This is a genomic window from Nostoc sp. 'Peltigera membranacea cyanobiont' 213 (genome assembly GCF_002245975.1).
GTDB lineage: Bacteria > Cyanobacteriota > Cyanobacteriia > Cyanobacteriales > Nostocaceae > Nostoc.
This window is the reverse complement of record NZ_NOLI01000188.1, coordinates 1-11,682: the sequence shown is the minus strand read 5'-3', so window position 1 is coordinate 11,682 and position 11,682 is coordinate 1. Positions and strand designations below refer to the sequence as shown.

General features: G+C 42.5%; 12 protein-coding genes and 2 pseudogenes. 3 read left to right on the top strand and 11 right to left on the bottom strand.

From position 1 onward, the window contains the following. Positions 1 to 20: 20 nt before the first annotated feature. The gene (locus tag CDG77_RS30985; protein WP_094333060.1) at positions 21 to 695 is read right to left on the bottom strand and encodes an ABC transporter ATP-binding protein; all 675 of its coding nucleotides are present in this window, start codon (positions 693 to 695) and stop codon (positions 21 to 23) included. A 318-nt stretch (positions 696 to 1,013) separates the two neighbouring features. Here CDG77_RS30985 and CDG77_RS30980 point away from each other — a divergent pair, with 318 nt between their 5' ends. The 3 genes from CDG77_RS30980 to CDG77_RS30970 all read left to right on the top strand — a co-directional run bounded on the left by CDG77_RS30980 (position 1,014) and on the right by CDG77_RS30970 (position 2,958). Further along, a complete protein-coding gene (locus CDG77_RS30980; RefSeq protein WP_094333059.1) occupies positions 1,014 to 1,973 on the top strand; it encodes a Sll0314/Alr1548 family TPR repeat-containing protein in 960 nt (319 codons plus the stop codon). A gap of 92 nt (positions 1,974 to 2,065) precedes the next feature. Then, entirely contained in the window at positions 2,066 to 2,518 is a 453-nt protein-coding gene (locus CDG77_RS30975; RefSeq protein WP_094333058.1) for a DUF3531 family protein, read from the top strand. A gap of 8 nt (positions 2,519 to 2,526) precedes the next feature. Further along, the gene (locus tag CDG77_RS30970; RefSeq protein WP_094333057.1) at positions 2,527 to 2,958 is read left to right on the top strand and encodes an NUDIX hydrolase; all 432 of its coding nucleotides are present in this window, start codon (positions 2,527 to 2,529) and stop codon (positions 2,956 to 2,958) included. 36 nt (positions 2,959 to 2,994) lie between these two features. On the opposite strand, the gene CDG77_RS30965 is transcribed toward CDG77_RS30970, so the two are convergent. The 10 genes and pseudogenes from CDG77_RS30965 to mfd form a co-directional block, all read right to left on the bottom strand. Further along, positions 2,995 to 3,375, bottom strand: a complete 381-nt coding sequence (locus CDG77_RS30965) for a type II toxin-antitoxin system HicB family antitoxin (RefSeq protein ID WP_094333056.1) — start codon at positions 3,373 to 3,375, stop codon at positions 2,995 to 2,997. Then, a complete protein-coding gene (locus tag CDG77_RS30960) occupies positions 3,341 to 3,616 on the bottom strand; it encodes a type II toxin-antitoxin system HicA family toxin (protein WP_181154309.1) in 276 nt (91 codons plus the stop codon). Before CDG77_RS30960 ends, CDG77_RS30965 begins: the two co-directional genes overlap by 35 nt. 311 nt (positions 3,617 to 3,927) lie before the next feature. Then, positions 3,928 to 4,497, bottom strand: coding sequence for a hypothetical protein (locus CDG77_RS30955; protein WP_094333055.1), 570 nt, complete (start codon positions 4,495 to 4,497; stop codon positions 3,928 to 3,930). Beyond that, positions 4,497 to 5,897, bottom strand: a complete 1,401-nt coding sequence (locus CDG77_RS30950; RefSeq protein WP_094333054.1) for an AAA family ATPase — start codon at positions 5,895 to 5,897, stop codon at positions 4,497 to 4,499. Before CDG77_RS30950 ends, CDG77_RS30955 begins: the two co-directional genes overlap by 1 nt. A gap of 106 nt (positions 5,898 to 6,003) precedes the next feature. Beyond that, positions 6,004 to 6,168 carry a type II toxin-antitoxin system HicB family antitoxin gene (locus tag CDG77_RS30945; RefSeq protein ID WP_094333053.1) on the bottom strand — a complete coding sequence of 55 codons (165 nt, stop codon included), beginning with the start codon at positions 6,166 to 6,168 and terminating at the stop codon, positions 6,004 to 6,006. A gap of 164 nt (positions 6,169 to 6,332) precedes the next feature. Continuing rightward, positions 6,333 to 7,148 (bottom strand): GNAT family N-acetyltransferase, encoded by an 816-nt coding sequence (locus CDG77_RS30940; protein ID WP_223270072.1) that lies wholly within the window; start codon positions 7,146 to 7,148, stop codon positions 6,333 to 6,335. A 206-nt stretch (positions 7,149 to 7,354) separates the two neighbouring features. Then, positions 7,355 to 7,675 (bottom strand): annotated as a pseudogene (locus CDG77_RS30935) (TRCF domain-containing protein); the annotation flags it as partial. Positions 7,676 to 7,686: 11 nt separating this feature from the next. Continuing rightward, a complete protein-coding gene (locus CDG77_RS30930) occupies positions 7,687 to 8,025 on the bottom strand; it encodes a type II toxin-antitoxin system RelE/ParE family toxin (protein ID WP_094333050.1) in 339 nt (112 codons plus the stop codon). Then, complete coding sequence (locus CDG77_RS30925; RefSeq protein ID WP_094333049.1) at positions 8,009 to 8,272, bottom strand: hypothetical protein; 264 nt, start codon at positions 8,270 to 8,272, stop codon at positions 8,009 to 8,011. The genes CDG77_RS30930 and CDG77_RS30925 overlap by 17 nt, the downstream gene beginning before the upstream one ends. Positions 8,273 to 8,396: 124 nt before the next feature. Further along, positions 8,397 to 11,525 (bottom strand): annotated as a pseudogene (gene mfd / locus CDG77_RS30920) (transcription-repair coupling factor); the annotation flags it as partial. Positions 11,526 to 11,682 lie beyond the last annotated feature (157 nt).

The following is an 11,682-nucleotide window of genomic DNA, read 5'->3' as shown; positions in this document are numbered from 1 at the left end:
CCCCAGTCCCCAGTCCCCTTTTATGCCGATGGCAGAGGTTCTTTAACTTTGGATTCCAGTGTCTTTGGGTCTACTGATTTTAGTTCGCCGTGGTTGAGTGTCCAGCAACGATCTGCGATCGCTAACAGATCCCCAGCATCGTGGGTAACTATCAATAGTGTCCAATCTTGTTTCAGCTTTGCTAATAAATTTACCAGTTGCCGACGCATTGACCAATCTAACCCAGCAGTCGGTTCATCCAATAACAGTAAATTTGGCTGGCGAATCAATTGCACCGCCAAAGCTAAACGCCTCTGTTGACCGCCACTCAAAGCATGGGGAGCAGCAGAAAGCGATAAATGCTCTAATCCCACCTCACTCAGGGCCTGTCTAACTCGTTCTGACCCTAACTCAGGATGTCCTAAACGCAATTCTTCTAAAATTGAACCACCACAAAAGTGGCGTTCTGGAAACTGAAATACCAACCCAGCTAATTGTTGTAGCTGTTCGGCTATAAGTTCCTGTTCTCGCCAAAAGAGTGCGCCAGTAGTGGGTTCGGCTAGTCCCGACAAAATTTCTAGTAAGGTACTTTTTCCCGAACCACTAGGGCCAATAATCAGACCTAGTTGCTGGGGTGCTAATTCCAAGTTAATCGATTTAAGAATCGCTGTTGGACACGCCGTGGGGTGATAATTTACATTTCGGAGATAGAGCATTTGTTAAGATTACCAAAAAGTCAGCAAATTACTGATTATCTACACTGAGAGGATCTGGAAAATTCTAGAAAAATTTATAGCGGATTACCTGAATTAACACCTTAATCTAGCAGCAAGAATCATCCAATTTTTCTCCATTGTGGCAGACTCACCCTAAAAACTTTGGCTATCACGAGCCTGGAAACATGGAAAAATTACCAAAGTCAACCTTTATATAAGAGAATTTGGGTTGAGGCAGAGGCAAATTAGAATTAATCATTTTTTGCATTCTAAGTAACACATACAACTATTTCAACCGCAATTATTCTGAGGGTTAAAATGACTAAAAGGTTTTATCCGCCTCAATTAGTAGTGCCTACGAGACTCACTACCCTTGCTCAGACTGCTTTTGGTGCTGCGATCGCCTTTGGCGTTGCCCCTTGGGCAATCGCACTTAATCTGTGGGTGAATCCCTCACTAGCTGGCGATCCCTTTCGCAACAGCGAACCCCATCAAATTGGCGACCAAACAGAAGCAGCTTTTAAGGCGATTTTCCAACAGGGCAACTATCCAGCAGCAGAGCGTTATCTACAACAGGCAATATCTAAAGAGCCAAATGAACCTCTAGCTTACGCGATGAAAGCATCTTTGGCATACGGAAATAAAGATTGGGCTAAACTAGATACCTACAGTCAGAAAACTCTAGAAAGCGGACAAAAACTGATTCCCAACGATCCATTGCGTGGTAATTTATACACTGCTGTTGGTCATTTTTTAGAGGGAGCATTAATTCTCACCCGCAAGGGCACTGTCAACGGTGTGCCCCAAGCTTTTGGTCGGCTGCGGCAAGTTTATGAATATTTAGACAAAGCCGAAGCAATTTCTGCCAACGATCCAGAACTGAATTTAATTAAGGGTTATATGGATTTACTTTTGGCGGTTAATTTGCCTTTTGCTAGTCCAGATCGGGCAATTGGACGCTTAGAAAAAAATGCTGCTCCTGGGTATCTTGTAGATCGGGGTATTGCTCTTGCTTACCGAGATTTAAAACGGTATCCGCAGGCACTGGAATATGTTAACCGAGCGATCAAAAGCACATCCGATAATCCAGAAATTTATTATCTCAAAGCCCAAATCCTGAAAGAACTGGGGCAAAAAGAAAAAAGCCAGCAAATGATTCAGGAAGCGATCGCTAATTTTGACAAAGCATTGACTAAAAAATCTCAACTCCCAGGTGATTTAGTCAAACAAATTGAGAGTGAACGCAAAAATGCTGTTAGCCTAAGTAATGCTGGGTAATTGGGCATTAGGGTAAGAGGAGAAGAATTTTCTCTCCTATTTTCAGCTTTGATATGCTTATTTCAGAAGAGTACTAGAGATATTAGACCAAAATGGAGATTCAGTTCCGCGAAATTAATCCTTTTGATATGTGGATTTGGCTGAAATTCAGCACAAATCCTTCTGCGCGTGAAAAGCAATATGTAGAAGAAGTTTTCAATTCCTGGTTTTATCTGGGTAAATTGGGTGCATTTAATGCAGAGAACCTCCAGGTGCAGGACACTGGACTTGATATCAGCTACATGAATTATGATGAACAAGGGTATGACAAAAGCTTGTTAGCACTGATGCACAACATCGGTGAGTTTGAATATGAGGGACAGTGGGGGCGTTGTTGGTTTGACTTAGGAACCAGTGATGCGATCGCATTGGATATTTTACTCAACGCTCTCACCCAGCTAAGTCAGGAATATGTGACCATTGAAGAATTATACATCGGCGGCGAAAATCCAGATTGGCCTATTGAGGATAGCGAAAGTCGTCCTCAGTCTATTTACGATAATTAGTTACCAAAATGAATAAAGCAGGCGAAATTCGGGTCATAGCCTTGGGGCTAATTCGGGATGGCGAACGCATATTTGTTTCTGAAGGCTACGATCCCGTAAAGCAAGAAACATTTTATCGGGCTTTGGGCGGTGGTGTTGATTTTGGTGAAACCAGCCACGCCGCCTTAGAACGGGAGTTTCAAGAGGAAATTCAGGCAGACTTAACGAATATTAAATATCTCGGTTGTATAGAAAACCTGTTTACATTTAATGGTCGGCAAGGTCATGAAATTATTCAGCTTTATCAATGTGACTTTGTTGATTCAAAATTTTATCAACTGGAAAGTTTAGTTTTTTCAGAATCACAAACTCATAAACATAAAGCGTTATGGGTAGATATCTCTCGCTTTGAATCTGGGGAATTACGATTAGTACCTAAAGTATTTTTTGAATATTTATAAATCATCTGGAATTAACTAAGATTGCTTCGCTGTTAATTATGCAATCGCACTCAGCAAAGAGACAATATACTGGTTGAGACTAACGCCTTCTCGTTCAGAAGTCTCAGCTAAACGCCGATGTAAAGATTTCGGCATCCGTAGTAATAGTTTACCACTATAGCTATCATTACTACTTGGTAAGGGGATATCATCGCCGGCTTCATAAGCTGTTTCAATCCACAATTCCCGCGCCTCATTAAGATTTTCCACTGTCTCTTCAAGGGTTTCGCCTTGAGTAAGACATCCAGGTAAATCTTTTATTTGAGCTACATATCCCCCCTCTGGATCGGGGTAAAGTGTTACAGGGTACTGAAGATTTAAATAATATTTTAAGGACGGCTTCTCAATCTGCTGGTTCTTCTGGTTCAGTGTCTTCATCAATCCACTCATCTAAATTTAATAGTTCAACTATTTGCTGTACATAAATTCCTTTAACTTTTTGGCCTCCTGTTTTGGGTACAGTGATGGTTTTACCCTGGGAGTTTCGGAAGCTATGATGGCTACCCTTAGACTTTTTTTCTTCAAAGCCAAAAGCTTCCAATAGATAGTAAACTTCCTGAAACCGCACTTCTGGAGGTCGTTTCAAGAAGCGATCTACTAATTTTCTTAATCTGCTCATCGAGAGATGATACTATATATAGTATCAAACTTTTTAAATATAAAAAAGCGATCGCATCTTGATTCTGTTCATTGACAGGCAGATTTTTTAGTTTAGCGATCGCTTGTTCAAGTAGCTCAGTCATAGCTGTTATACGAAAGTCATACTATAAATAAATTATCTCTACTTACACTCTGTTGGGGTTGTTAGGGTGCGATCGCTTGGGGTGAGAGCAAAACGCGATCGCACTGCCGAAAACCAGCGATTTGTCGGATCGAGGATAGTCTAGGGAAAGTTAGGGAAATTTTTACATAGTGACATTATTTTTTTCCTCAGATCAAATGATTGAATTGAAGATAATGTGGAGAACTGATTTTTAGCATCCGCTCTGGACTGTCATGATCATCAGTTATTTTCTCTCGTGTTGGTTTCTTATGAATGTTGATATTTCTGATGGTGACAAAGCGATAGATATAAGTGTTAAGGAAATTCTTTTGTCCCCAAAACTCTTTACCAATTTTTTCGCAATAGGCGACAAAACACTGAGCGCCCTTAAGTTGCTGGATGATTTCCCGTTCTGTGCTTGTGCTAGCCTTTGCTTTCATCTCAATGCAGAGGATAACCTTTTTCTTGCCAGTATCAGCAACTATGACAAAATCCGCACGTTTGCATTCACCACGGTTTCCTTTAAAAATTGTATCTGGTGACTTAAATTTATCTGCATTGATGATGATGACCTCATCATCATCGGGCATCCCATAAATAGTTACATCGTAATTGGCGGGTGGAGGTTCTCTGAGTATGACCTTATTTTTGCCGTAGCCATCATCTTCCAATGAAACTATAGCGGTTTTATTGATCATCTCTTTGAGAATAGCAATATCATTTAATCCATCAGACATTACTCCTCACTCCAGACGATCGCTTCCTGAATCCGGTTCATCGTTTCGATGGTTGTATCAAAGCTGCGGGCTTCAATACCCAGTTCTGGGTCGATGTTGGCTGGTGTCAGGGTCTGGCATTTAGTTTTTTTTGTTTTGCCGTCAAGTATTATCGATGCTTCTTCCGCGATATAGACTTTGATTTTTTCAGAAGAGATCAGTTCCTCTTGCCGATAACCTTCAACTTGGGCAATTCGCTTCAGATGGGGTTTATCGTGGTTGAGCATGATCAGCGTATTCAGTTCTTTGATGATGTAATCACTGTGGGTGGTGATGAAAACTTTAATGCCCAGGTTCACCAGTTGGGCAAATAGCCGTGCGACGCGGCGTTGGTTTTCGGGGTGTAGGTTAAGTTCGGGTTCATCCACCATCAGTAAGTCCCCAAGCTGGGCTTCGTGTCTCAGGTAAAAGCCGATATCTAGTAGAGAACGCACGGCGCTAGAACTTTCATCCATAGAAAGCTTGATCCGTTTATCCTTCGGCTCATAATAAAGTTGATCATTACGGGTGACTGTGTATTTACCACCTATGATGTCAGCGAAATCAGCTAACACATCGGGATGGTTCTCAGCAATGAAACTGCTTTTTTTGGCAATGGTTTCAAGTCGCCGGATAAAGTCCACATTTGTCCTTATCGGCAAGGCATAATCTCCATAATCTCCATAATCTATATCTTTAAGTAGAAGTTTTACTCGATCAATATTTTGGCCAGCCTGACCTATTTCTTCAAATAAGCGATTGCGGTCGAAATTCAAATCTTTGCGAAAAATAGCAGCACCAGTTCGTTCACTACAAGCTATAAAAGGGCGAGGTAAAATGTGAAGAAAAATGATCTCTTTCAGTGCGTCGGCAATTATACGCTCAATAATTTGGGTGGGGATTTTTACCTTATCTTTCTCAACAAGCAGAGTGACAACTAATTCTGTGCTTTCTTCACTTTTGGTGATGAAAAAAAGTTCTGCATTGGCGGCTCTCATTTTCAGATCAAATCCGCTTGCCAAACGGATATTTTGGATGTCCAGGCTTACCTGAAAGTCTGTTGTTTTAAATCGTTCAGCCCGTGCTGCAAAAATCTTTGGTAATTCCTTGGTATATGCCTGACAATATTGAGCAACAATCTGCTCAATATTGTCAACATATTCTTGTATATCAAGACGAACTACGCCGTCAGCAAGAAGTAAGTCGATCTTGTCAGCATTGATTTTGATCGAAAGCCTATCTTGCCAAGTAGCCAAAAAGCCAAACAACGCATAAGTAGCGTAGGTCTTGCCCGTATTATTGCAGCCACAAATGATTGTCAGGTCGCCAAGTGTGAATTCGGCTTGCTTTAAAGCACCAAGATTTTTGACTTTAATTTTCATTGCCGTATTCCTTCCAATCTTTTTGTTCCACAATCTTACAAAATTGCTTACCAAAAATCGATTTCGTACAGCAATTTCGACAACTCGATCTGTTGATTCAATTGAATTACGACTGACTATTGGCAACTTCAAGCCAACCTTCAATAGCATCTTTTAAATTAGCCATCACTTCTTCTATGGTGTCTCCTTCGGTAATACAACAGGGAAGCGCGGGAACCTCTGCCCAATAGCCGCCTTCTTCTGCTGGATGAATAATTGCTCTAATTTTCATAAACCTGTTGAGTTGGTTTGTGAGAATATGCTAACAACTATATTTGTTTGCTCTTAACTGTGGCTGATTAAATCAGAGCGATCGCTAACATCTTGCCGTAACTGGGTGAGGTGAATTTACTCATACTGATAAATGCATTCGATAGTTTTTTTCACCAACTATTTCTAACCGAGTTCCAAACTTGTCACACCAAATACACGATTAATAGGTAAGCTAGGCATTCCTTTGGTATACATCCGAGCAGTTTGAAAGATTGGCTGTAACCCATAATGTTGAACTAAAGCGATCGCTTGTAAGTTGACATCTGGCACATCAATAAATACTGGAACATCAGGATTTTGTGCAAGCAAGGCAAGAAATAGGGCTTCAGCAATTTTCTCATCATTGGCAAACAAAGGCCCAATCCTTAAACCTGTATAAGCAGGGCGGATAACTCCATAACCAGTAAGATATCCATCTTTGAGAACCCCTAATGCAGAACTTCCTGGTTGCTCAATCCAATGTTGCAGAAACAGCGATCGCTGAGAGGGAAAAAGTTGGCAATCGTAAGCCAGTAATTTCTCAAAAGGTACTGTTCTTAGTTCAACAATACCAGGAGGCATAACACCACCGCCAACTCCTTCATAACGAATATGGTTGTAAGCAATTTGGAAACCAGACTTTTTGTAATTATCTTGTTGAGCTATTACGCCATCTAAAGCGATGTTACGGTCAGTAGACAGATAAGCCATTGCCTGATTCCAAATTTTCATCCCCAATCCAAGCCCACGAAACTGCGGCTTCACAATGTAAAAACCAAGAAAGCCGAAATAGCGATCGTAAGTTACAGCAGAAATACATCCCACAGGCTCACCGTTCAACTCACCCAAGAAAAAACCGCGCTCGTCAGTTTGATAAAAAGATTCAGCATCATACCTGCCTGGATTCCAGCCTTCGGCTGCGGCCCAAGTAATCCCCAAGTCCACTTCTGACCTGTTCATTGGGCGAATGATGAAGTTGTCTATGGTCATAACATATTTTTACTGCTGGGCTGTCAATTATTTAAAGTCGCTTTGGCAAGCATAATGATAAACTCTTAACATTTTTATACTTAATAGCTGTATGGTGCTTATTTCGTTTATTGCCTCAGTGTTGTTTTTGTATTCAGAAAAAGTCAGGTCTAGCCGAGAAACTTGAACAAAACGGATCAAACACCAACCGCCTCTGGAATCGCACCCTGCATTCTCCCAAAAGCATCAATCAAATTCTGTAATTGTTGATCTGCTTTAAATACCCCTAACCCGCGCACCGTGACTTTACCAGGAGAATAGACAAAGCGCGTCTTGAGATTTTCTGGTAAATTCGCCGCCAACAAATTCCAAGCGGGTTCCTCCATTGGTGTTTCTAAAACTACGTGCTGCTTTTGTTCTGGTTTAATCCGGCTAAATCCGAGTTTTTTTGCTAGCTGTTTAAGTTCCATAACTCGCAAAAGTTGATTTGCAGAGACTGGTAAATTACCATAGCGATCGCCTTGAAATCCTAAACTCCACCTTCTAACTCCTCTAGGTCATCTACAGTCAGTGGTGCTTGGCCACTGTGGCGCACATACAATACATTAACTGTAGTACCTCGAATCGTAAAAAGTACTCGGTATACATTTTTGGCTTTCCCATAAAGAAGTTGACGTACTTCTTCTGGAAAAACTTCATGTTCGACTGCTAAAGCACAACGTTGGGGCTTCTCTTGTAGGGTAGCAATAGCATTCATCAATCCTCGAAACCAACGATCGGCAAATTCAGGATTCCGCTCTCGATACCAGCGATAAGCTTGCTCAATCTGAGTTTCCGCGATTTGGGTAATCTCAACCTGAAATGCCATACTTTTGTTGCATTTCTTGGACAAAATCCTCAATTGGGCGAGTTTTACCAGCGTTGAGTTCCTCGAAACCTTGTCCAATTCCAGCAATTGTCTCCAACCGATCAATCAGTTGGCGTAATTTACTGGGGTCGATTTTGCCAGGATCTAGAAACGTAACGAGGACTTGGGAGCGATCGCTAATATCTTCCGGTAGCTGGGTGAGATGAATTTGCCCATCCTGATAAATGCCTTCGATAGTTTTTATCATAAATTAAAGTTGGGTTGGTATTTCCTTTAATTTTACTAACTATACGTCAAAGGGCTGGGTCTGGAATTCCAGCCTGCTCAAAATGACATAGGTTTTCATTTGATGACTAATCTTTTTATCCCAATTAAACAATAGCCGCCTCTGGAATCGCACCTTGCATTCTCCCGAAAGCATCAATCAAATTCTGCAATTGTTGATCTGCTTTAAAAACTCCTAACCCGCGCACCGTGACTTTACCAGGAGAATACACAAAGCGCGTCTTGAGATTTTCTGGTAAATTCGCCGCCAACAAATTCCAAGCGGGTTCCTCCATTGGTGTTTCTAAAACTACGTGCTGCTTTTGTTCTGGTTTAATCCGGCTAAATCCGAGTTTTTTTGCTAGCTGTTTNAGTTCCATAACTCGCAAAAGTTGATTTGCAGAGACTGGTAAATTACCATAGCGATCGCTCCACTCGGCTGCAATTAGCTTTAATTCTGATTTAGATTTAGCTGTGGCCACCGCCCGATAAGCACTCATCTTTTGATCCAAATCGGTGATATAATCTGCCGGAATAAATGCTGTCAGGTTGAGGTCAATCTGGGTATCCTCCACTTTCGGAATTTCTTGTCCTCGGATTTCTCGAATTGCTTCTTCTAGCATTTCCATGTATAAATCAAAACCGATGGCATCCATTTGACCGGATTGTTCTGCGCCTAGCAAGTTACCCACGCCTCTGATTTCCATGTCGCGCATCGCTAGCTGATACCCAGAACCTAATTGAGTAAATTCTTGAATTGCTCGTAATCGTTGCCGGGCTGCATCAGATAACGTCCGTTGCTTCGGATAAAATAACCAAGCATGAGCTTGGATACCTGCACGTCCCACACGACCGCGTAACTGGTAAAGCTGTGCTAATCCAAAGCGGTGAGCATCTTCAATCAAAATCGTGTTGACTCGCGGAATATCTAAGCCAGATTCAATAATTGTCGTACAAACAAGGATATCTGCATCACCATTACTGAAGGTGAGCATGGTTGATTCTAACTCGCTTTCATCCATTTGACCGTGAGCGATCGCAAACCTAGCGCCCGGTATCACTTCTCGTAAATTGGCTGTTGTCTCCTCAATGCCATCTACTCGTGGAACTACATAAAAAACCTGCCCGCCTCTGTCTAATTCTTGACGAATTGCACTGCGGATACTTTCGGAATTTATCGGTGAAAGATGGGTTTTAATTGCTCGTCTAGTTGGGGGTGGTGTGGTAATCAAACTCATTTCCCGAATTCCCGACAAAGACATATACAAAGTTCGGGGAATGGGAGTCGCGGAGAGGGTAAGCACGTCAACTTGAGTTTTCAAGCTTTTAATTTTCTCTTTCTGGTTTACCCCAAACCGTTGTTCTTCATCCACCACCAACAGTCCTAAATCCCGGAACATCACACCTTTACCCAAAAGTTGCTGTGTACCAACAACTACATCTAGTTCACCCGTTGCTAATCGCTTTTGAATATCGCGGCGTTCTTCAGCCGAACGAAAACGGTTGAGCAAACCGACATTTACGGGATAGGGTGCAAAACGTTCTTTGAGTGTATGGTAATGCTGCTGTGTTAAAATCGTCGTTGGCGCAAGGAGTGCCACTTGTTTACCGGCGGTGACTGCTTTTAAAATAGCACGAATCGCCACTTCCGTCTTTCCGAAACCGACATCGCCACAAACTAAGCGATCCATTGGGCGATCGCTTTCCATGTCGCGTTTCACATCTTGAACAGCTTTGAGTTGATCCGTTGTGGGTTGGTAGGGGAAAGAATCTTCCAATTCTTCCTGCCAAGGCATATCACTGGGAAAGCTAAAACCTTGTTGTTGCGATCGCGCTGCATACAGTTTCAACAAGTCCACCGCCAATTTTTTGATGGCTTTGCGGACTTTATTCTTGGTATTTTCCCAAGCTTTACCGGTCATCCGGTTGAGTTCCGGTGCTTTATCACCTCCGGCGCGGAACCGAGACAAAGCACCCACTTGATCGGCGACAACTCTTAATAACCCATCAGCATACTGCACCACTAAATAATCACGGATTTCATTATTAATTGTCAAACTTTCCAGCTTGACAAATTTACCAACACCATGATTTCTGTGAACCACATAATCGCCTGGACGCAGTTTATTGGGATCGACTTGTTTAGAAGTCGCTTTGTGGCGCTTGCGGATATAGCCGGGAGTCGCCAAAGAATGCTGGCCAAAAAATTCCCGATCTGTAACGATTACTATTCGGTATGTCGGCAGAATAAAACCTTCGAGTTCCGCAAGACCAGAATATTTTAGGGCTATGGGAATATGGTTAATTTGCAGCTTATCGATTGCTTGGTAGTCGCGGGGATTGGGGATAAACTGAGCCGGACAATCATGTTCTTGCAACAGCGAGACAGAACGCGAAGGTTGAGCAGAAAGCAGCCAGATCGAGAAATTGCGATCGCGTTCTTGGCGGATAGTTTCAGCTAGTTTCGCAAACTGGTGCGGCGTAACTGGAAGCGATCGGCTAGAAAGATTGATCCCGCTATTTTCCTCTGACAGTTCCGATAAATATAGTGTTTTAAATTTGGCAATATCAGCCAAACACTCATCAAAAGACCGATGAATTTTTGGTACTTGGTTAGATTCTTCCCCAGTCCCTAGTCTCCATTGTTCTTCAGCATTTTCTACCCAGCGATCGCTATGAGCATGGCACTGTTCTGGCTCATCAATAGCAATCAAGGTATTTTCTGATAAATAATTTAGCAAAGATGCTGGTTGCTCGAAAGCCAACCCCAAAAAGCGACGACTACCTTCCAACAGTGATGAGTTCTCAGTGCTAAGTTCTGAGTCAGAATTTAACTTATAACTCATAACTGCTAACTCAGAATTATTCTTAAGTGCTGCCATCACAATGGGAGCAAAGCTAGTGGGGGTAAGAATTAACTGCTCAACTTTACCCTGAGCGGAACGTTGTGTTGCAGGGTCAAATTCACGTATTTGCTCGATTTCATCGCCAAACCATTCTAGCCGGACTGGAAACTCAGATGAAACTGGGAACACATCAACAATATCACCCCGTCGGCTCCATTGTCCTTCCATTTCCACCAGAGGGACTCGTTCGTACCCCAGAATAGTTATTTTCTCACTGAAGACATTCAAATCTAATTCCATCCCTCGCTTCAGAGTAAGACAGAATTGCCCAAAAGCTTCTGGTGGTGGTAAATGTGGTTGCAGCGCCCCTTGAGTAGCCACAATTGCCAAAGGTCGCTTCGCTCCGGTACTGGGGATTGGGGATTGGGGATTAGGGATTGGGGAACTCGGGACCCCCTCTGGGGATAAGGGGCGATGGGATGGCAAACCGTACATTTTTACCCCACCTCCGAGGCTTCTCCCTACGAACCTTTTGACCCAGAAACTG